A 20892-nucleotide genomic window follows, 5' to 3' on the forward strand; every position below is an offset into this window, starting at 1 on the left:
TTGAACGGTACTTCACGAGGACAAACCAGACCATGAAAGCAGCATTCATTTCCGGCCATGGCGGCAACGAAGTGGTCGAGGTGCGTGAACACCACCTCCCAGAGCGCGCACCCGGCGAGGTGCGCGTGCGCGTGCAGGCCGCCACCCTCAACCAGGTAGATCTGTACATGCGCAACAGTGGCGCCGGCATCACGCACCGCCTGCCGCAGATCCTGGGCCTCGACGCGGCCGGTGTGGTGGACGCCTGCGACGCCAGCGATCCGCTGCTGCGCCCGGGCCAGGAGGTGGTCATTCACCCCGGCGTGGCCTGCGGCCGTTGCGAGTTCTGCCTGCACGGCGACAGCGCCCTGTGCACGCGCATCCAGTTCCTGGGCGAGCACCGCGATGGCACGTTCGCCCAATGGATTCAGGTGCCGGCGACACAGGTGTTTCCCAAGCCCGCCCACCTGACTTTTGCCGAGGCGGCCGCCCTCGGTGTCAACCACCTCACGGCCTGGCGCATGCTGTTTTCCAAGGCGCGCCTGCAGCCCTGGGAAACGGTGCTGGTCTTCGGTATCGGCGGCGGCGTCTCGTTGGCCGCCCTGCAGCTGGCCAGGGCCATCGGCGCGCGTGTGTTCGTGACCTCGCGCGACGACGCCAAGCTCGAACGCGCCCTTGCGATCGGGGCCGATCACGGAATCAACAGCCAGACCCAGGATGTGGCGAAACAGGCCATGGCCCTTACTGGCGGTCGGGGAGTGGACGTGGTGTTCGAGAACACGGGTGCTGCCACCTGGCCATCGGCAATGAAGTCGCTGGTGCGCGGCGGCCGACTCGTCATCTGCGGCGCCACCACAGGGGACCAACCCGGTGCCGACCTGCGCCGTCTCTTCGTGCGCCAGTTACAGATCTTCGGCTCCAGCCTGGGAAGCTATGGGGAGTTCCACGACATGCTCGGCTTCGTGGATCGCACCAGCCTGCGCCCGCTGATCGACAGCACTTATGCTCTGGGCGATATCCACGCTGCACTCAACCAGCTGGAGTCTGGTGCGCAATTCGGCAAAGTGGCCCTGCGCATCGAAGGCCATGATGCACATCACGAGTAAGAACGCATGGACGCGGGCGGCGGCCTTGCCAGCCTTGCGGCGATGTTTGAGCATTTCGTTGCCGCGCCAGCGCGCAGGCGTGCGGCCAGCAAAACCTTTGCCATACTGGCGTCTCTGGGCGACTTCCCCTTGCCGGGTATTCCCGGGTACCCGAGGGCGCATCTTTCAAGAGAGAGAGCAGCATTGGAAATGCGCTCCCCTCCGAGGTTGAGCCCAGGCTGCCCTGCCCTTAGCCCCTCGTATTTGCAGTGACTGGTTTGGAATGAGTAAAAGAGAAACTGCTCATAACACTAGCCTCCACTCGCCGCACGAGGTTTGGCGCCGTATGGCATCACTCGACTGTGGTTGACGTCCACCTCCAGTGGTCGACCAATGAACGGAAATGCGCGCTGCTGACACTGCTCGCGCTCGCATACCTTACAGCCCATGCCGATGGGCGTTGCGGCATCAGGATCGCTCAGGTCTAAACCCTTGCTGTAAACCAAGCGGGTGGCGTGATGCACGTCACACCCCAGTCCAATCGAGAAGGTCTGTCGAGGCGTGCCATAACCTACTCCACCGCGCGAGACTGTGCGGGCTATCCACAGGTAACTACGCCCATCGGGCATGCGTGCGATTTGCGGAAGGATTCGCTCGGGCTGCGCAAAGGCCTCGTATACATTCCAGAGCGGACAGGTGCCGCCTGTGCGACTGAAGTGGAAATTCGTGGCTGACTGGCGCTTGGAAATATTGCCGGCCCGGTCAATGCGCACGAAAAAAAATGGAATGCCAGGAGCCTCGGCACGCTGAAGTGTGCTGAGGCGATGGCAGACGGTCTCAAAACCTACGCCAAACTTTTGGCCCAGCAATTCGATGTCGTAGCGTAAGGTCTCCGCTGCGTGCAGAAAGCGGCCATACGGCAACACCAGCGCGCCTGCAAAGTAATTGGCCAACCCAATCTGCGCGAGCTGGCGTGCCGCAGGATCGCCCTCCAGAGTGGCGTCTGTCGTGAGTTTTTCGAAAAGCGGCCCATGCTCTAAAAGCGCCAACTGGGTGGCCATCTGAAATGCTTGCTGACTTCGCTCGAGTACGCTCGCGAGGCGGAGTATTCGCATTTCGCTGTCGTATCGACGCTTGCTAGTCGCATCGTCGTCTACAGTCAGTACACGTACACCGTGTGTATGTACCAGTCGCTGAATGAGCCAGTCAATAAGTGCCATGCCACTTTGCTGCATCTGGGTCGCCAGTGTCTCAGCCGCGCGGTCTACGGGATCGAAATAGTTCTTGTGTGCAAAGAAGAAGTCGCGTACTGCCTCGAATGGCATCGTACGTCGTGGCACATTGCCTGAGCGATCATCGCCAAACGTTGCAGCCATAGCGTCAAGCTGCTCCGAGGCTTCCACCCCCCTTCTGTAGAGCGCCAACAAAGCCCTTCCCAACTTGGGCATCTGCGCCGCGACCTCGCGGACTTCGGTCAACGCCACAGGCTCTGGGGCATCAGCCAACGCCTCTTGCATGCCTGCCACGAGCCGCGACTCCTCGTCCTCAGAGAACTGTTGAACGTCGACTCCAAGCGTGCGATGGATCTTCAACAGTACAGATACCGTGAGTGGTCGCTGGTTCTGCTCAAGTTGGTTGAGGTAGCTCGGTGACAGCCCAAGAGCGTGGGCCATAGCGATCTGCGATAGGCCGCGTTCAGCGCGCATCGAACGCAGGCGGACTCCCATGAAGGTTTTTTTCATAGCGTATTTTCAATTAACAAATTCGCAAAATTCGCAATTATTAAATTTTTCATTGGCATGAATTCGCCCTTTTAGGACTGGAGCGGGATCCATATTTTGCGTAAATTGCGAATTATGACAAGCCTCAACGGAAGCGCCGAGATGCATGCAATGGTTCTGCCATCCCATGCCAACCACCATCACACTTTGTTTGCGGGTCAGGCATTGCGTTGGTTGGCCCAGGCGGCTTTCCTCGCCGCCCGCAACCGAGCACAACGTGAAGTGGTGGTGGCTGCAGTGAGCGGTGTCGACTTCCGCGTGCCGGTGCCCGTGGGTCACAGCCTCATGCTGCGCGCCCATGTGAGTCGTGTAGGCCGCACTTCTATGACCGTGTACGTCCGTGGTCTGAGTCAAGCGCCTGGTGCGCCGACTGACGAAACCCTGCAGGCCGTGTTTGAAATGGTCGCCGTTGACGCTGCCGGTCACCCCCACCCCATTGATCCACTTTCGCATCATCAGGAGACACCATGAGCACCACCGAAACTACGGGTTTCAAACCAAAGAAGTCTGTTGCGCTGTCGGGCGTTACTGCAGGCAACACTGCACTGTGCACGGTCGGCCGTACCGGCAATGACTTGCACTATCGGGGCTACGACATTCTCGACATCGCCGAGGTTTGCGAGTTCGAAGAGGTCGCGCACCTTTTAGTTCACGGGAAGCTGCCCACACGAGCAGAGCTCAAGGCTTACAAGGCGCGTCTCAAAGCCCTTCGCGGCCTACCGGCCAGTGTGAAGGACGCACTCGAGAAACTGCCGGCCGGTGCTCACCCCATGGACGTGATGCGTACTGGTGTGTCGACCCTGGGCTGTGTGCTGCCCGAGAAAGATGATCACAATCTTCCCGGCGCGCGTGATATTGCTGACCGGCTCATGGCTTCTCTGGGTTCAATGCTGCTTTACTGGTATCACTTCAGTACGCAAGGTAAACGCATCGACGTAGAAACCGATGACGAATCAATTGGCGGTCACTTTCTACATCTGCTGCATGGCGAGACGCCTCCGGAGAGCTGGGTGCGTGCAATGCATACTTCACTGAACCTTTACGCTGAGCATGAATTCAACGCGTCTACTTTCACGGCGCGCGTCATCGCTGGAACGGGTAGTGACATGTACTCGTGCATCGCGGGTGCTATCGGCGCCCTGCGCGGCCCTAAGCATGGCGGCGCTAACGAAGTTGCGTTCGAAATCCAGAAGCGCTATGACAACCCGGACGAAGCCGAAGCTGATATTCGTGCCCGCGTTGAGCGCAAAGAAGTCGTCATCGGGTTCGGCCATCCGGTTTACACCGTGAGCGATCCACGCAACGTGGTTATCAAGCGTGTGGCGAAACGACTGTCAGATGGAGCTGGCTCCACCAAGATGTATGACATTGCGGAGCGGTTGGAGTCGGTGATGTTGGAAGTCAAGAAGATGTTCCCTAATCTCGACTGGTTCAGTGCCGTGAGCTATCACATGATGGGAGTTCCGACCGCTATGTTCACGCCGCTGTTCGTGATCGCACGCACCAGTGGCTGGGCCGCTCACGTTGTGGAGCAGCGAGTTGACAACAAGATCATCAGACCCAGTGCGAACTACACCGGCCCAGAGGATCTCGACTTCGTTCCTATCGAGAGCCGCAAGTAATCACTGGAAGAGTCATCAACACCCAATCTCATGAATACTAAATACCGCAAAAAGCTGCCGGGAACGCAATGGGACTACATGGATGCGCGCGAGGCGGTTGAGACATTACGAACTGGTGCCTGGGCAGGGCTGCCCTATACCGCACGCGTACATGCCGAAAACCTTGTGCGGCGGGCAGATCCGGCACGACTGGACAACTATCTTCTGCAACTGATTGAACGCAAGCGTGAGATCGACTTCCCATGGTATCCCGTGCGTGTGGTCTGTCACGACATTCTTGGGCAGACGGCGCTGGTGGACCTAGCTGGCCTGCGCGATGCTATCGCCAACGAAGGCGGCGACCCAGCTCAGGTGAACCCTGTGGTACCTGTTCAATTGATCGTGGATCACTCCCTGGCCATGGAGTGCGGCGGCTTCGACCCCAATGCTTTCGCTAAAAACCGCGCTATCGAGGATCGCCGTAATGAGGACCGCTTCCACTTCATTGAATGGACGAAGAAGGCCTTCGCCAACGTGGACGTGATCCCCGCAGGCAACGGCATCATGCACCAGATCAACCTGGAGAAGATGTCACCCGTGGTCTACGTGCAAGATGGCGTGGCATTTCCCGACACCTGCGTGGGGACCGACAGCCACACCCCACACGTAGATGCGCTGGGCGTGATCGCCATCGGCGTGGGTGGCCTGGAGGCCGAAAACGTGATGCTAGGCCGCGCCTCCTGGATGCGCCTGCCCAGCATCGTAGGCGTAGAGCTCAAGGGCCGCCGGCAGCCTGGCATCACCGCGACCGACATCGTGCTAGCCCTGACCGAATTCCTGCGCAAGGAAAAGGTAGTGGGCGCGTATGTCGAGTTCTATGGCGAGGGAGCCGAGAGCCTGTCCATTGGCGACCGGGCCACCATTTCGAACATGTGCCCTGAATACGGTGCCACCGCTGCACTGTTCTCTATCGACGAACAGACTTTGGAATACCTGCGTCTGACAGGCCGCAAGGAGAAACAGGTGCAGTTAGTGGAAACCTATGCCAAGACAGCCGGCTTCTGGGTCGACAGCCTGCGCAATGTGCAGTACGAGCGCGTACTGAAGTTCGACCTCTCGACCGTCGTGCGCAACATGGCTGGGCCATCGAATCCGCACCGTCGCCTGCCGCTCTCGGCGTTGGTGGATCGAGGCATTGCCGGTGCCATCAAGCTCGAAATGGCCCGCGCCGATGAGGCCGAGGGCCGGATGCCCGATGGCGCCGTGATCATCGCCGCCATCACCAGCTGCACCAACACCAGCAATCCGCGCAACGTAATCGCCGCCGCGCTGCTGGCGCGCAATGCGAACCGGCTGGGCCTCACGCGCAAGCCCTGGGTCAAGACATCGCTTGCGCCCGGCTCCAAGGCGGTGGAACTGTACTTGAAGGAAGCAGGGCTTTTAGGCGATCTGGAGGCATTGGGATTTGGCATCGTCGCCTTCGCTTGCACCACCTGCAACGGAATGAGCGGCGCGCTCGATTCCAAGATTCAGCAGGAAATCATCGACCGTGATCTATACACCACCGCCGTGCTCTCGGGCAACCGTAACTTCGACGGGCGCATCCACCCCTATGCCAAGCAGGCATTTCTGGCCTCGCCGCCGCTGGTGGTGGCCTATGCCATCGCTGGCACAGTGCGCTTCGACATCGAGAACGATGTCCTGACGATTGTGGACGGCAAGGAAATCCGCCTGAAAGACATCTGGCCCAGCGATGAAGAGATCGACACCGTGGTCCAGGCCGCAGTCAAACCCGCGCAATACCGCTCCGTGTATGAGCCGATGTTCTCCCTGCGGGTGGACGATGGTGAACGTGTGGCTCCCCAATACGACTGGCGTCCGATGTCCACCTACATCCGCCGTCCTCCGTACTGGGATACGGAAGGCGTCGGCGCCCTGGCTGCCTTTCCCCGCACGCTCAAAGGTATGCGCCCTCTGGCAATCCTGCCCGACAACATCACCACGGACCACCTTTCCCCCTCCAACGCTATTCTTATGGACAGCGCGGCTGGTGAGTACCTGCACAAAATGGGTCTGCCCGAGGAGGACTTCAACTCCTACGCCACGCACCGTGGTGACCACCTGACGGCCATGCGTGCCACCTTCGCCAACCCGCAGCTCATCAACGAGATGGCCGTGGTCGATGGCAAGGTGCAGAAAGGCTCCCTTGCCCGTGTGGAGCCCGATGGACAGGTGGTACGTATGTGGGAAGCCATTGAGACCTACCTGAACCGCCGTCAGCCGTTGATCATCATTGCCGGCGCTGACTATGGTCAAGGCTCTAGCCGAGACTGGGCGGCCAAAGGTGTTCGCCTGGCGGGCGTCGAGGTGGTGGTTGCCGAGAGCTTCGAGCGCATCCACCGCACCAACCTGTTCGGCATGGGGGTGCTGCCGCTGGAGTTTCAATCCGGCACCACCCGGATGACGCTTGGACTTAACGGTACGGAAACCTTTGACGTCAAAGGGACGCGCACACCGCATTCGGAACTAACGCTGGTAATTCATCGCAAGAGCGGCGAGACGCTGCAGGTGCCAGTGAACTGCCGGCTCGATACTGCCGAAGAGGTCTCTGTCTACGAGGCTGGGGGTGTTTTGCAACGTTTCGCGCAGGACTTCCTTGCGCAGAAAAGGGCTGCATGATGGTCGCTTCACCACAAATCAGAATTCCAGCCACCTACATGCGTGGAGGGACCAGCAAGGGTGTATTTTTTCGTCTTGAGGACCTGCCACCCGCAACGCAACAAGCGGGCTCAGCACGAGACCGCTTGTTCCAGCGCGTCATCGGCAGTCCGGACCCCTATGCTGCACAAATCGACGGCATGGGCAGCGCCACGTCTAGCACCAGTAAGTGTGTGATTCTTTCGAAAAGCAGACGCCCTGGGCACGACGTGGACTACCTCTATGGTCAAGTTGCCATTGATAAAAACATTGTTGATTGGAGCGGCAACTGCGGCAACCTGTCGACAGCGGCCGGCGCGTTCGCAATCCATGCAGGCTATGTCGAAGCGATGCCGCGCGATGGCATCTGCACTGTGCGTATCTGGCAGGCCAACATCGGCAAAACCATAGTTGCTCATGTTCCGGTTCTCAACGGGCAAGTCCAGGAGACAGGGGACTTTGAACTCGACGGCGTGACCTTCCCAGCAGCAGAGATCGTGCTCGAGTTCATGGAACCAGCAGACGATGCCGATGGTGACGGTGGCATGTTCCCAACGGGGCAGGTAGTGGACGCATTGGAGGTGCCGGGCATCGAAATGCTCCAGGCTACGTTGATCAACTCGGGCATTCCCACAATCTTCGTCAATGCCGCTGACATTGGCTACACCGGTACCGAGCTGCGCGAGTCCATCAACGGCGATACCACTGCGTTGGCGCGCCTCGAGTCCATCCGCGTGGCAGGCGCATTGCGCATGGGTCTTATCCACACGGCCGAGGAGGCCACGACTCGGCAGCACACACCCAAAATCGCCTTCGTGGCTCCTCCGGCCGGCTATACCGCGTCGAGTGGCAAGCGTGTGCGAACTGAGGATGTGGACATTCTGGTTCGCGCACTCTCCATGGGTAAGTTGCACCACGCCATGATGGGCACGGTATCGGTCGCCATTGCCACTGCGGCCGCTGTGCCGGGCACGCTGGTGAATCTTGCGGCTGGCGGTGGCGCGCGCCACAGCGTGCGCTTTGGCCACCCTTCGGGCCAGCTGCGCGTCGGCGCCGAGGCGAACCTGGTTGACGGTCAATGGACCGTTACCAAAGCCGTCATGAGCCGCAGTGCGCGCATCCTCATGGAAGGCTGGGTGCGCGTGCCCAATGACAGTTTCTGAATTTAGATTGTGATAACTTGATGTCCACCCGTAAGCAACTCAAATCCCTTGTCGAGGCGCGCCGCGGCGTACTGGTACCCGGCGCGTTCAACGCACTGTCTGCGAAGGTCGTGGAAGACCTGGGCTTCGAGGCCCTCTACGTTACCGGTGCCGGAGTTACCAACATGTGGTTCGGTATGCCCGATCAGGGCTTCATGGGTCTTTCAGAGATCGCCAACCACACAGCCCGCATACGTGATGCGGTGAGCCTGCCACTCATAGTAGATGCCGACACTGGCTTCGGGAACGCGCTCAACGTGTACCACACCGTACGCACGCTGGAAAGAGCCGGTGCCGACTGCATTCAGTTGGAAGACCAGGTTTCACCCAAGCGCTGCGGTCATTTCTCGGGCAAGGAAGTTATCTCGACGGAAGAGGCGGTGAGCAAGATCAAGGCCGCTGTGGATGCACGACGCGATCCGGATTTCCTCGTAATGGCGCGTACCGACGCGGCAGCTACGCACGGCTTTGAGGCTGCCGTAGAGCGAGCGCAAAAATTTGCAGAGGCAGGCGCGGATATCCTTTTTGTAGAGGCCGTAACCAAGGCCGAGGAGGTACGTGCACTGCCCCAGCGCTTGGCCAAGCCGCAGCTGATGAACATGGTCATAGGCGGCAAGACCCCTATGTTCGGCGCCGAGGAGCTTGGCCGACTGGGCTACGGTATCGTGCTTTACGCCAACGCTGCGTTACAGGGCGCAGTGCATGGCATGCATAAGACGCTCACCACCCTAAGAGACGACAAGCAAGTACTTGAAAGCAGCGGCTTGGTCACATCGTTCACTGAGCGTCAACGCCTAGTCGGTAAGCCAGACTGGGACGAGCTAGAGAAACGCTACACCTGAGAATGAGATAGCGTTCTTGCCAGGAGCACGAAGGCTTGTACGTAATCGGTGTTCATGTCCAACTCGCGTACGCCAAGGTAGATCTGCTTGGCAATCCCTTGTGGTCCTAGACGCACAGGCTTCACGGGCATCTTGCACGCGTACTCTTCGACAAGCCAGCGTGGAAGCGCGGCGACGCCGCGCCCGCTGGCTACCATCTGCAACATGATGTCGGTGGTCTCGATGGTCTTATGCCGGCGTGGACTCACACCAGCAGGCGATAGAAACTGGGTGTAAACATCCAGCCGATCCGGCGAGACCGGGTAGGTAATTAAAACCTCACTTAGCAGATCACGGGGGGTGATATGCGGTGCGCTGGCCAAAGCATGGTCGCAGGCCACCACAAGCACTTGTTCGTAGTCGAACACGGGCTCGAAGTGCAATCCGGGCTTGAACAAGGGGTCAGGCGTGACCAGCATGTCAATCTCATAGCCGTAAAGCGCCCCCAGGCCGCCAAACTGAAACTTCTGCTTCACGTCCACGTCGACGTCGGGCCAGGCCGCCAAGTACGGCGACACCACTTTGAGCAGCCACTCGTAGCAAGGGTGGCATTCCATACCGATACGCAGCGTGCCGCGCTCGCCTTGCGCAAACTGGCGCAGGCGCTCTTCGGCCAAGTTCAACTGCGGCAGCACCCGGTTCGCCACCGCAAGCAGGTACTGGCCAGCCTGGGTTAAACGCAGGCTACGGCCTTCACGCAGCCAGATGTCAGTGCCCAGCTGCTGCTCAAGCTTTTTCATGCTGTGGCTCAGCGCCGACTGCGTGAGGCACAACACGTTAGCCGCCGCAGTCAAGGAGCCCTGTTTCTCGACCTCGGCCACGATGGCTAAATGTGCGCGCTCCAACATATATGAGAAATATTCATGAAATCGTGAGATAAAACCATTTTACTTCATGATCACTGATGTCTAGCATTCGCTTCCATTGTTCGTTGGCAGTTCAAAGGAAGCCCATGGCCGTCAAACAACTCACCGCATTCAGCGGACCGAACTTGCAGGCGCAGCACGATGGCAAAGCGACTTGACCTTGCGCACTCCATCAAGCCTCTAGGCACCAGAAATCAGTCGATACGAAAGACAGAATGAAACACACCACGCGCATAGTCGCCGTCTCCGGAGGGCTTCAACGTCCCTCTAAGGCAGCAACCTTGGCAGAACACCTGCTGGAGTTGATCGCACATGAAATGCCGTGTGAAAAGCACCTTATCGAGATGAGTCTGATCGCTCCCCAACTAGCCGGCGCGGTCCTGCGCTCCCAACTGCCTTGTACGGCAGAGCGTGCGCTTGTAGAAGTCGAGCAAGCAGACGTGGTCGTCGTAGTCACCCCGGTCTACCGCGGCGCCTACTCGGGATTGTTCAAGCACTTCTTCGACTTCATCGATCAGGATGCATTGATCGACAAACCAGTGCTACTAGCAGCCACCGGTGGTAGTGAGCGCCATGCCCTGGTGATCGACCATCAATTGCGCCCGTTGTTCAGCTTTTTCCAGACGCGCACGATGCCGCTAGGTGTTTACGCAACCGACAAGGACTTTGCGGAAGGCCGCCTACGCAACGGGGCCTTGCTCGAACGGGCCAGGCTCGCGGTCGAGCGGGCAATGCCGTTGGTGACATTGGCGCGCCACGCCTTGCCCCGCCTGACCATTGAAGCGCACGTGGCCTGATTCACGACTTGGCCAACCTAACAACTTCCAGACGCAATCGCCATGAACGAAGAACTCCGCTTTGAACTCAAGAGCATCCTTTTCGATGAAAACTACATCCCATCAGACAGCACGCGCATCACCACCAACTTTGCCAACCTGGCACGGGGAAAGAGTCGCCAGCAGAATTTGCGCAACACGCTGAGGATGATCAACAACCGTTTTAATGAGCTAGCGCATTGGGACAATGCGACAGGAGATCGCTACTCTGTCGAACTGGAGATCATCTCCGTAGAGATGAGCATGGCTTCCAGCATTAGCAATGCTTCATTTCCGTTGATTGAAGTGCTGAAAACCAGCATTCTCGACAAGAAGACGGGAAAACGCATCGATGGGATCGTTGGGAACAACTTTTCTTCCTACGTCCGCGATTACGACTTCAGCATCCTGCTTCCCGGCTACAACGCTGATCGGGCGCAATTCGGTGTTCCTGAAGGTTTTGGTGAATTGCATGGAAAGCTGTTCAAACAGTTTGTCAGTTCGGTCACTTACAAAGCGCACTTAGGCAAGCCACCTGTCATCTGCATCAGTGTATCGACCAGCAAACGTTACCAGCGGAATGGAAATCAGCACCCGGTACTGGGCGTTGAGTATCAACAGAGCGAACTTTCAGCGACCGACCGGTACTTTGAAAAAATGGGTATGCAAGTTCGCTTCTTCATGCCTCCAAACAGCGTCGCGCCGTTAGCGTTCTACTTTTACGGCGATCTTCTGGACGACTACACGAATCTTGAGCTGATCGGCACCATCAGCACCATGGAAACCTTTCAGAAGATTTATCGGCCCGAGATCTACAACGCCAACTCTGCCGCCGGTAACTTCTATCAGCCGAGCCTCACCAACCAGGACTACTCGTCGACGCAAATCGTCTACGACCGTGAAGAGCGCAGTCAACTTGCGGTCCAGCAAGGCAAGTTTGCTGAGGAGCACTTCATCAAGCCGTACGGTTCTGTCCTGCATCGATGGACTGCCAGCTCTGCGAGCTGACCGCTCTTTCGGTTGATTCTTCATGCTTTGTTTCCCAAGAAAAACCATGGATTGGCTGTTCTCGCTAAACCGGTTGACTCACCTATGTCTGTCCATTTTTTTGTCAGAAGGAATTTTTGATGTTTGAAACTTCGATCGCCGGTAGTTTGCCGAAACCGGCCTGGCTCGCAGAAACCCACAAACTTTGGCCTCAGTGGAGGGCCGAAGGCAATGCGTTGCTCCAAGCCAAAGCCGATGCGACCCTGCTTTGGATCAAAGCCCAGGAGGACGCGGGTCTGGATATCGTGTGCGACGGTGAGCAATCGCGCCAGCATTTCGTGCACGGCTTCCTCGAACAAGTCGAAGGCATCGACTTCGACAACAAAGTGAAGATGGGCATACGCGATAACCGGTACGACGCTATGGTGCCGCAGGTGGTGGCTGCCCTGCGATTGAAGGGCCGTGTGCATGCCTTCGAAGCTCAACTCGCGCGTGCTCATACCAAAAAGAAGCTGAAATTCACGCTACCTGGTCCGATGACCATCGTAGACACGGTCGCCGACCGTTTCTATGGTGACAAAGTGAAGTTGGCTTTTGCATTTGCCGAGTTGCTCAACCAAGAAGCTCTCGCGCTGCAAGCCGACGGAGTAGACATCATCCAATTCGATGAACCTGCCTTCAACGTTTACATGAAGGATGCAGCCGACTGGGGCGTGAAGGCGCTTGAAAGAGCGGCGCAGGGGCTGACGTGTACAACGGCGGTACACATCTGCTACGGCTACGGCATCAAGGCCAACACTGACTGGAAGAGCACACTGGGCGAGAAATGGCGCCAGTATGAGACGGTGTTTCCTGCGCTCGCCCGCAGCAGCATTGATCAGGTGAGCTTGGAATGTATCCACTCTCATGTACCTCCCGACCTCATGGCACTGCTACCAGGTAAGGACGTACTGGTCGGTGTGATCGATGTGGCGAGCGATGAAGTAGAAACACCCGAAGAAGTGGCTGACACTATCGGCCGAGCCCTGCAGTTCGTGCCCAAGGAGAGACTTTTCCCGTGTACGAACTGTGGCTTGGCTCCGATGGATCGGGACGTGGCCTGGCGAAAGCTGCAGGCGCTTGCTGCAGGCACCCGGCTCGCCAGGGAACGGATTACTGCGAGCTAATTCTCTGTCAGCTAAGCTGCCTTTCTGCTCCGCAAAGGGCAGTCTTTGACAGAGCCGAAAAGTCGTTCTCATGTGCGTGAAAGGCTGCGCCTTGACGATTCACTCCCCAGTACTGCGGAAGAGCTTCACGGTCACCCGAGACATCTTGTGGGAGTCGAAGACTGCGACAAGGGCGGAGATCAATAGCATGGAGGTTCACTTCGTCCAGACGCTGCGGGCCAACGATCCTGAAGTCGGCTACAACCGCTGGCCTACGTTCACGCCGCGAACTGGGACTGTGGATTGAGTGCATAGAGCTGCGTCAGAAACCGATCAGTCACGAACGGCAGATCGTGACCGTTTTCAGCCCTCAGCTCCCCGCGCCCTGATGGTGCGCCGCACAACACCGGTGCACTGCCGCCCCCGGTCTCTTTCAGCAACAAAACCTGTAGCACCCGTAAATACTTCGTAGTACGCTCATCATTCAATAGCAAAAATCACTTCTACTAGCTGGCACAGGGCTTGCAATGCATCATGCAAGACCTTCACAGGTCTGCAATGGCGGCTCTGCCCAACGGCGGGCGGATGCGGCCAGAAACCGGACAAAGGCGTCCCCACCCGCGCACAGCTGCATGACGCAGCCAGGCGCGGCGTGAGGACGCCTTTTTTGTTTGTCACGTCACAAGGGAAGCACCATGACCGATCTGCTCAAAACCCGCCTCAACCGCCGCACCGTGCTGCAGGCCGCCACCGTGGGCGCCGTGGGGGTGAGCCCCGCGCTGCGCGCCCTGGTCCACGCCCAAGGCTCGGATGCACCCGAGAAGAAAGAGGTCAAGATCGGCTTCATTCCGCTGACCGACTGCGCCAGCGTGGTGATGGCCTCGGTGCTGGGCTTCGACAAGAAGTACGGCGTGACCATCATCCCCACCAAGGAGGCGAGCTGGGCCGGTGTGCGCGACAAGCTGGTGAACGGCGAGCTGGACTTTGCCCATGTGCTCTATGGCCTGGTATACGGCGTGCACCTGGGCACGGCGGGCCCCAAGAAGGACATGGCGGTGCTCATGTCCCTCAACCACAACGGCCAGGCGATCACGCTGTCCAGGGCCTTGGCCGACAAGGGCGCGGTGGACGGCCCCTCGCTCTCAGCGCTGATGGCCCGGGAGAAGCGCGAGTACACCTTTGCCGGCACCTTCCCCACGGGCACACACGCCATGTGGATGCACTACTGGCTGGCGGCGGCAGGCATCAACCCGGTGTCGGGTGCCAAGCTCATCACCGTGCCGCCGCCGCAGATGGTGGCCAACATGCGCGTGGGCAACATGGACGGCTTTTGCGTGGGCGAGCCCTGGAACCACCGCGCCATCATGGACGGCATCGGCATCACGGCCAACACCACGCAGGACATCTGGCGCGACCACCCCGAGAAGGTGCTGGGCACCACGGCAGAGTTTGTGAAGAAGTACCCCAACACCACGCGCGCCGTGATGATGGCGGTGCTGGAAGCCAGCCGGTGGATCGATGCAAGCCTGTCGAACAAGATGAAGATGGCCGAAACCATTGCCGGCAAGGCTTACGTGAACACCAGCGTGGACGCGATCAACCAGCGCATCCTGGGCCGCTACAGCAACGGCGTGGGTGGCGGCCAGGGCAAGACCTGGGACGACCCGAACCACATGAAGTTCTTCAACGACGGCGCGGTGAACTTCCCCTACCTGTCGGACGGCATGTGGTTCCTCACGCAGCACAAGCGCTGGGGCCTGCTCAAGAGCCACCCCGATTACCTGGCCGTGGCCAAGCAGGTGAACCAGGTGGACCTGTACAGATCGGTCGCCAGCGCCATGAAGGTCAATGTGCCCAAGGACGTGTTGCGCACGAGCAAGCTGATCGACGGCGTGGTGTGGGACGGCAAAGACCCCGCCAGGTATGCCGACGGCTTCAAGATCAAGGCCTGAGCAGGCCTGAACAACCGGAGATCACCATGGTCAGTGCCGTTTTTCATGCCCCGCGGGAGTCCGCGCCAGAAGCTACCAAAACAATAGCAAATAGCGTTTTATCTACGGGCGCCAAAACCCCCAAAACCTCTCAGCCCACCAACCCGCCAACGCCCAAGCCCGCGCGCGACTGGGCCGCCCTCTCGCGCAGCTTCTGGCTGACGGTGCTGCCGCCCGTGCTGGGCCTGGGGCTGCTGGTGGGGCTGTGGGCGCTGGTGTCGGCCAGCACGGGCCGCAGCATCCCCACGCCGCACGAAACCTGGCTGCAGGCGCTGGAAGTGTTCAGCAACCCGTTCTACCGCAACGGCCCCAACGACCAGGGCGTGGGCTGGAACGTGCTGGCCTCGCTGCAGCGCGTAGCGGTGGGCTTCGGGCTGGCGGCGCTGGTGGGCATTCCGGCGGGCTTTGTCATCGGGCGTTTTGCCTTCCTGTCGCGCATGTTCAACCCGCTGATCAGCCTGCTGCGGCCGGTGTCGCCGCTGGCCTGGCTGCCGATCGGTCTGCTGGTGTTCAAGGGGGCCAACCCGGCCGCCATCTGGACCATCTTCATCTGCTCGATCTGGCCCATGGTCATCAACACCGCCGTGGGCGTGCAGCGCGTGCCGCAGGACTACATGAACGTGGCCCGCGTGCTCAACCTGAGCGAGTGGAAGATCGCCACCAAGATCCTGTTCCCCGCCGTGCTGCCCTACATGCTGACGGGCGTGCGCCTGGCCGTGGGCACTGCGTGGCTGGTGATCGTGGCCGCCGAGATGCTGACGGGCGGCGTGGGCATCGGTTTCTGGGTGTGGGACGAGTGGAACAACCTCAACGTCAAGAACATCATCATTGCCATCTTCGTGATCGGCATCGTCGGGCTGCTGCTGGAGATGGCGCTCATCAAGCTGGCCACGGCCTTCACGTTCGAAGAGGTGAAATCATGAACGCATCGCTGACCACCAAGTTCATCGAGATCCAGGGCGTAGCGCAGACCTTCAAGACCGCCAAGGGCCTGTTTCCGGCGCTGCGCGATATCCACCTGACGATTGCCAAGGGCGAGTTCGTGGCGCTCATCGGGCATTCGGGCTGCGGCAAATCCACGCTGCTCAACCTGATCGCCGGCCTGACCACGCCCACCCACGGCGCGCTGCTGTGCGCCAACAAGGAAATCAGCGGCCCCGGGCCCGAGCGCGCCGTGGTGTTCCAGAACCACTCGCTGCTGCCCTGGCTGACCTGCTTTGACAACGTGCACCTGGCGGTGGAGCGCGTGTTTGGCAAAACCGAAAGCAAGGCCCAGCTGCTGGCCCGCACCGATGCGGCGCTGGCACTGGTGGGCCTCACGCACGCGGCGCAAAAGCGCCCCGGCGAGATCTCGGGCGGCATGAAGCAGCGCGTGGGCATTGCACGGGCGCTGTGCATGGAACCCCAGGTGCTGCTGATGGACGAGCCCTTTGGCGCGCTCGACGCCCTCACCCGCGCCAAGCTGCAGGACGAGCTGCTGGAGATCGTGGCGCGCACGCACAGCACCGTGGTGATGGTGACGCACGACGTGGACGAGGCGGTGCTGCTGTCCGACAAGATCGTGATGATGACCAACGGCCCGGCCGCCACCATTGGCGAGGTGCTGCATGTGGACCTGCCGCGCCCGCGCAAGCGCGTGGAACTGGCAGAAGACCCGCGCTATGTGCACTGCCGCAAGGCCGTGATCGACTTTCTGTACACCCGCCAGGGGCATGTGGAGAAAGCGGCCTGACCCCACCCTGCGCACGCCAAATGCCCCGGCCTCACAGCCGGGGCATTTGGCGTTCAGCGGCCGCCGCCGGTGATGTAGTGCTCGAGCTGCTCGATGATGAATTTCTGCTCGGAAATGATGTCCTTGACCAGATCGCCAATGGAGATCAGCCCCACCAGCTTGTCGCCATCGACCACAGGCAGGTGGCGCAGGCGGTTTTCGGTCATGAGCGCCATGCACTCCTGGCTGGTCTGGGTGGGGCCCACATACATCACCGCCGTCGTCATGACATCACGCACCAGCGTGGCGGTGGACTTGCGCCCCAGCAGGGCGATCTTGCGGGCGTAATCGCGCTCGGTGACGATGCCGACGATGGTGTCGCCCTCCATCACCAGCAGCGCCCCGATGCGCTTGTCGGCCATGCGCTGGAGCGCATCGAACACCGAGTCTTGCGGTGCGATGGCGTAAACGGTGTGGTCGCTCTTGGATTTGAGAATTTCAGCAACGGCTGTCATGAAGGGCCTCCCTGCAAAAATGATGGCGGACGTGAAAGAGTTTCAACGCATCCTGCCTTGTGCGCAACACCGGCAGCGTCAAGTGCCCTGCCTGGCGGCATCTGGCAACGCCGCGGACCGGCTTGGCGTTGCCCATTATTTTGAAGCCATATTGGGCAAAATTGCTTGCCCATAAAGCGCCAATAGTGCTCAAAAGCAGAGCAGATGGGTGGCGCCCTAGCGCCGCCCGCCCAGCAGGCCACTGCCCATCTTGAGCAGGTCGCCCAGCCCTACCTGGCCGTCACCGTCCTGGTCGAGCAGGCTGCCCAGCAGGCCGCCACCCAGGCCGCCCTGCTGCTGCACGCGCGCCGGCTCCTGGCCCAGCGCCTGACCCAGGCCGCCAGCGTCCATGCCACCCGCGCTCATGCGCTGCGCCAGGAACGACATCACGATGGGCGCCAGCATCTGCAGCAACTGCCCGGCGTTCGCCCCCAGCCCCGTGGCCTGGCCCAGGCCGGCCTCGGCACGCTGCTGGTTGCCACCGAAGATGTGGCCCAGGATGGCCGCGCCATCGGGCTGGCCGCCGCCACTGCCTGCACCACCGCCCAGCAGCGAACCGAGCAGGCCGCCCAGGTCGGGGCCGCCGCTGTGGTCGCGCTGCAAGGCACCAAAAAGGTCCATCGCGCCCTGGGGCTGGGCCGCATTGCGCCCCAGCGCGCCCAGCAGCAGCGGCAGGGCCGCGCCCACGGCGCTCTCGGCCTGCGCCGGGCTGGTGCCGAGTTGCTGGGCCATCTGCTGCAACGGCGCACCCTGAAGCTGGGCCATCAGTTCGTCAACAAGGGAGGCAGGGGAGTTCATGACAGGCATCCTTTCAACAATGCATGGGCCACCGGGCCCGGCAGACATGGTAGGCCCAATGGGTGACATCCAGGTGCACGGTGACCCCTTGCCGGACCAACAACCGGGTCAGGAACAAGGGATTTACCCCTTATTACAATCAGGGTTAACCCTTGATCTGTTGCAGCCCACCCGGCCGTTGCAGACCATTGCACGCTGTGCGCGCCCACCTGCGCGCTGTGCACGCCCATCGCCACGTACCGCGTGGCATCCACGGGCCCTCCTCCCCCATTCGACTTTTCCGCAGCCGTTGCGCTGCCCCGCGTGCTGCACGCCAGCACCGCGCCGCCGCGATCGCTGCGCCTTTCAAGGATATGCACCATGCAGGCCATCGCCCGTCTGAGCCAGTTCGTGGGCAAGACTTTTGCCATCTGGGTACTTCTGTTCGCCGTGCTGGCGTTCTATGCCCCCGCCCAATTCAAGTGGATCGGCCCCTACATCGTGCCGCTGCTGGGCATCATCATGTTCGGCATGGGCCTGACGCTGTCCAAGGACGATTTCAAGGAAGTCGCCAAGCGCCCGCTGGACGTGGCCATCGGCGTGCTCGGCCAGTTCATCATCATGCCGGGCCTGGCCTGGGCGCTTTCCAAGGCGCTGAACCTGCCACCCGATGTGGCCGTGGGCGTGATCCTGGTGGGCTGCTGCCCCGGGGGCACGGCGTCGAACGTGATGACCTTCCTGGCGCGCGGCGACGTGGCGCTGTCGGTGGCCATCACCTCGGTGACCACGCTGCTGGCACCGATGGTGACGCCCGCCCTCATCTACCTGCTGGCCAGCCAGTGGCTGGAAGTGAGCGCCTCGGCCATGTTCTGGTCCATCGTGCAGGTGGTGGTGCTGCCGATCGCCTTTGGCGTGCTGGCGCAATCGCTGCTGCGTGACAAGGTGAAGGCGGCCGTGTCGGTGCTGCCGCTGGTGTCGGTGGCCGCCATCGTGGCCATCGTGGCGGCGGTGGTGGCCGGCAACCAGGCCCGCATTGCCACCAGCGGCCTGATGATCTTTGCCGTGGTGGTGCTGCACAACGGCCTGGGCCTGCTGCTGGGCTACTGGCTGGGCAAACTCACGGGCATGGATGTTTCCAAGCGCAAGGCGCTGGCGATCGAGGTGGGCATGCAGAACTCGGGCCTGGGCGTGGCGCTGGCCACGGCGCATTTTTCACCCTTGGCCGCCGTGCCCAGCGCCATCTTCAGCGTGTGGCACAACATCTCGGGCCCGTTGGTGGCCACGCTGTTCCAGCGCTTTCGCGACGAAGACAACGCCACAGCGCCCTCCAAGCCTGCCTGATTGGCAGGCCCCCATGGGCCAAGCCGCGCAAGCGCTGAACGGGCCCCCACGGCACGGCCGGCGATGCCGGGTGGTCGTCGGCCCGCCGGGGGCGCCGCCACGCTGGTCACAGCACGCCATCCCCTTGGGCGCCCGGGGCTTCCATGCCCTCGCGCTTTTTGCGTCAAAATGTTTTGCCAAACAGGACTGCGCGCGCCCATGACACCTCTTTTCCCCGACCACCTGCCTGCCCCCACGCCGTCCGCCCTCCATTCACCCCCTGAGCCCTCCCGCTCGCCCCGCCACCTGGCTTCAGCCACGCTGGTGGGGCTCGCCCTGCTGCTGGGCGCCTGCTCCGACAAGGCGCCACCGGTGGCGCCGAAGGGACCGGCGGAAGTGGGCGTGGTCACCCTCCGGCCCGAGCGCCAGACCGTCACCACCGAACTGCCCGGCCGCACCAGCGCCTACCTCAGCGCCGAAATCCGCCCGCAGGTGGGCGGCATCGTGCAGCAGCGCCTGTTCACCGAAGGCGCACAGGTCAAGGCCGGCCAGCCGCTGTACCAGCTCGACGCCTCCAGCTACCAGGTGGCGCTGGCCAGCGCCGAGGCCTCGCTGGCCAAGGCGCAGGCCAACGTGGGCACGGCCGAGGTCAACGCCCGGCGCAATGCCGAGCTGGTGAAGATCGATGCGGTGAGCCGGCAGGTGCATGACGACAGCCAGGCGGCCCTGGTGCAGACCCGCTCCGACCTGGCCGTCGCCCGCGCCGCGCTGGACAACGCCCGCATCAACCTGGGCTACACCCGCATCAAGGCGCCGATTGCGGGCCGCACCACCACGTCCACCGTCACCCCTGGCGCGCTGGTCACCGCCAATCAGGCCGCCGCGCTCACCACCATTTCGCAGCTCGATCCGCTGTATGTGGATGTCACCCAGTCCAGCACCGAGGTGCTGCGCCTCAAAAGCGACCTGGCGCGCGGGCGCATCCAGAAAAACGGCCAGGCCGAGGCGCCCATCACCCTGCAGCTGGAAGACGGCAGCCGCTACCCCCACACCGGCAAGCTGCAGTTTGCGGGCGTGAGCGTGAACCCGGGCACCGGCGCCGTGACGCTGCGCGCCGTGGTGCCCAATCCCGACGGCCTGCTCATGCCCGGCATGTATGTGCGTGCGGTGCTGGAAACCGGCATCAACGCGCAGGCGCTGCTGGTGCCCCAGCAGGGCGTCAACCGCGACACGGCCGGCAACGCCAGCGTGCTGCTGGTCACCGCGGACGACAAGATCGAGCGGCGCAAGATCACCGTCGAAACGGCCGTGGGGAACCGCTGGCTGGTGGGCAGCGGGCTGGCGGCCGGCGACCGCGTGGTGGTGGATGGCTTTCAGCGCATCAAGCCCGGCGATACCGTGAAGCCGACCGAGGTGGCACCCAAGCCGATGGCAGCGCCGGCTTCTGCGGCCGCAACGCCTGCGGCCCCCGCAGCTTCGGCCGCATCGGCCGCTCGCTGA

General features: G+C 61.2%; 19 protein-coding genes. 15 read left to right on the plus strand and 4 right to left on the minus strand.

The genetic code is table 11. The features are described from left to right. Positions 1-32: 32 nt before the first annotated feature. The gene (locus AC1RDS_RS01080; protein WP_348682750.1) at positions 33-1085 is read left to right on the plus strand and encodes a zinc-binding dehydrogenase; all 1053 of its coding nucleotides are present in this window, start codon (positions 33-35) and stop codon (positions 1083-1085) included. Between the two features lie 290 nt (positions 1086-1375). On the opposite strand, the gene AC1RDS_RS01085 is transcribed toward AC1RDS_RS01080, so the two are convergent. Beyond that, positions 1376-2806 carry a short-chain fatty acyl-CoA regulator family protein gene (locus tag AC1RDS_RS01085; RefSeq protein ID WP_092699822.1) on the minus strand — a complete coding sequence of 477 codons (1431 nt, stop codon included), beginning with the start codon at positions 2804-2806 and terminating at the stop codon, positions 1376-1378. 114 nt (positions 2807-2920) lie between these two features. Between AC1RDS_RS01085 and AC1RDS_RS01090 the strand changes: the two genes are divergently transcribed. From AC1RDS_RS01090 to AC1RDS_RS01110, 5 genes are read left to right on the plus strand one after another with little or no spacing between them, the layout of a single operon-like run. Beyond that, complete coding sequence (locus tag AC1RDS_RS01090; protein WP_092699820.1) at positions 2921-3316, plus strand: acyl-CoA thioesterase; 396 nt, start codon at positions 2921-2923, stop codon at positions 3314-3316. Next, positions 3313-4467: a bifunctional 2-methylcitrate synthase/citrate synthase gene (gene prpC, locus AC1RDS_RS01095; protein ID WP_092699818.1), complete on the plus strand. Its 1155-nt coding sequence runs from the start codon at positions 3313-3315 to the stop codon at positions 4465-4467. Before AC1RDS_RS01090 ends, prpC begins: the two co-directional genes overlap by 4 nt. A 30-nt stretch (positions 4468-4497) precedes the next feature. Beyond that, positions 4498-7125, plus strand: coding sequence for a Fe/S-dependent 2-methylisocitrate dehydratase AcnD (gene acnD / locus AC1RDS_RS01100; RefSeq protein WP_092699816.1), 2628 nt, complete (start codon positions 4498-4500; stop codon positions 7123-7125). Then, positions 7125-8306 (plus strand): 2-methylaconitate cis-trans isomerase PrpF, encoded by a 1182-nt coding sequence (gene prpF / locus AC1RDS_RS01105; protein WP_287876970.1) that lies wholly within the window; start codon positions 7125-7127, stop codon positions 8304-8306. The genes acnD and prpF overlap by 1 nt, the downstream gene beginning before the upstream one ends. A 20-nt stretch (positions 8307-8326) precedes the next feature. Beyond that, positions 8327-9187 (plus strand): isocitrate lyase/PEP mutase family protein, encoded by an 861-nt coding sequence (locus AC1RDS_RS01110; protein ID WP_092699814.1) that lies wholly within the window; start codon positions 8327-8329, stop codon positions 9185-9187. Here the strand turns inward: AC1RDS_RS01110 and AC1RDS_RS01115 are convergent. Further along, a complete protein-coding gene (locus AC1RDS_RS01115) occupies positions 9178-10074 on the minus strand; it encodes a LysR family transcriptional regulator (protein ID WP_092699812.1) in 897 nt (298 codons plus the stop codon). The two genes, AC1RDS_RS01110 and AC1RDS_RS01115, sit on opposite strands and share 10 nt — an antisense overlap. Before the next feature lie 233 nt (positions 10075-10307). On the opposite strand from AC1RDS_RS01115, the gene msuE reads away from it, so the two are divergent. From msuE to AC1RDS_RS01145, 6 genes are all read left to right on the plus strand, one after another. Then, positions 10308-10889 carry an FMN reductase gene (msuE, locus tag AC1RDS_RS01120; RefSeq protein ID WP_092699810.1) on the plus strand — a complete coding sequence of 194 codons (582 nt, stop codon included), beginning with the start codon at positions 10308-10310 and terminating at the stop codon, positions 10887-10889. A gap of 42 nt (positions 10890-10931) precedes the next feature. Further along, complete coding sequence (locus tag AC1RDS_RS01125) at positions 10932-11915, plus strand: DUF1852 domain-containing protein (protein WP_287876937.1); 984 nt, start codon at positions 10932-10934, stop codon at positions 11913-11915. Between the two features lie 119 nt (positions 11916-12034). Further along, positions 12035-13060: a methionine synthase gene (locus AC1RDS_RS01130; protein ID WP_348682749.1), complete on the plus strand. Its 1026-nt coding sequence runs from the start codon at positions 12035-12037 to the stop codon at positions 13058-13060. Between the two features lie 674 nt (positions 13061-13734). After that, a complete protein-coding gene (locus tag AC1RDS_RS01135; protein WP_348682748.1) occupies positions 13735-14991 on the plus strand; it encodes a CmpA/NrtA family ABC transporter substrate-binding protein in 1257 nt (418 codons plus the stop codon). Positions 14992-15017: 26 nt separating this feature from the next. Next, a complete protein-coding gene (gene ntrB, locus AC1RDS_RS01140; protein WP_092698839.1) occupies positions 15018-15953 on the plus strand; it encodes a nitrate ABC transporter permease in 936 nt (311 codons plus the stop codon). Further along, positions 15950-16762 (plus strand): ABC transporter ATP-binding protein, encoded by an 813-nt coding sequence (locus tag AC1RDS_RS01145; RefSeq protein ID WP_092698837.1) that lies wholly within the window; start codon positions 15950-15952, stop codon positions 16760-16762. The genes ntrB and AC1RDS_RS01145 overlap by 4 nt, the downstream gene beginning before the upstream one ends. A gap of 53 nt (positions 16763-16815) precedes the next feature. Here the strand turns inward: AC1RDS_RS01145 and AC1RDS_RS01150 are convergent, their stop codons facing one another. Then, positions 16816-17256, minus strand: a complete 441-nt coding sequence (locus tag AC1RDS_RS01150) for a CBS domain-containing protein (protein ID WP_287876931.1) — start codon at positions 17254-17256, stop codon at positions 16816-16818. On the opposite strand from AC1RDS_RS01150, the gene AC1RDS_RS01155 reads away from it, so the two are divergent. Further along, positions 17255-17431 (plus strand): hypothetical protein, encoded by a 177-nt coding sequence (locus AC1RDS_RS01155; protein ID WP_287876929.1) that lies wholly within the window; start codon positions 17255-17257, stop codon positions 17429-17431. The genes AC1RDS_RS01150 and AC1RDS_RS01155 overlap by 2 nt on opposite strands. Before the next feature lie 41 nt (positions 17432-17472). On the opposite strand, the gene AC1RDS_RS01160 is transcribed toward AC1RDS_RS01155, so the two are convergent. Next, on the minus strand, positions 17473-18093 hold the full coding sequence (locus tag AC1RDS_RS01160) for a DUF937 domain-containing protein (RefSeq protein WP_287876927.1): 621 nt from the start codon (positions 18091-18093) through the stop codon (positions 17473-17475). Positions 18094-18453: 360 nt separating this feature from the next. On the opposite strand from AC1RDS_RS01160, the gene AC1RDS_RS01165 reads away from it, so the two are divergent. Further along, positions 18454-19413, plus strand: a complete 960-nt coding sequence (locus tag AC1RDS_RS01165) for a bile acid:sodium symporter family protein (protein WP_348682747.1) — start codon at positions 18454-18456, stop codon at positions 19411-19413. A 198-nt stretch (positions 19414-19611) separates the two neighbouring features. Further along, entirely contained in the window at positions 19612-20892 is a 1281-nt protein-coding gene (locus AC1RDS_RS01170) for an efflux RND transporter periplasmic adaptor subunit (protein WP_348682746.1), read from the plus strand.

This window comes from Acidovorax sp. GW823-FHT02H02 (assembly GCF_058797075.1).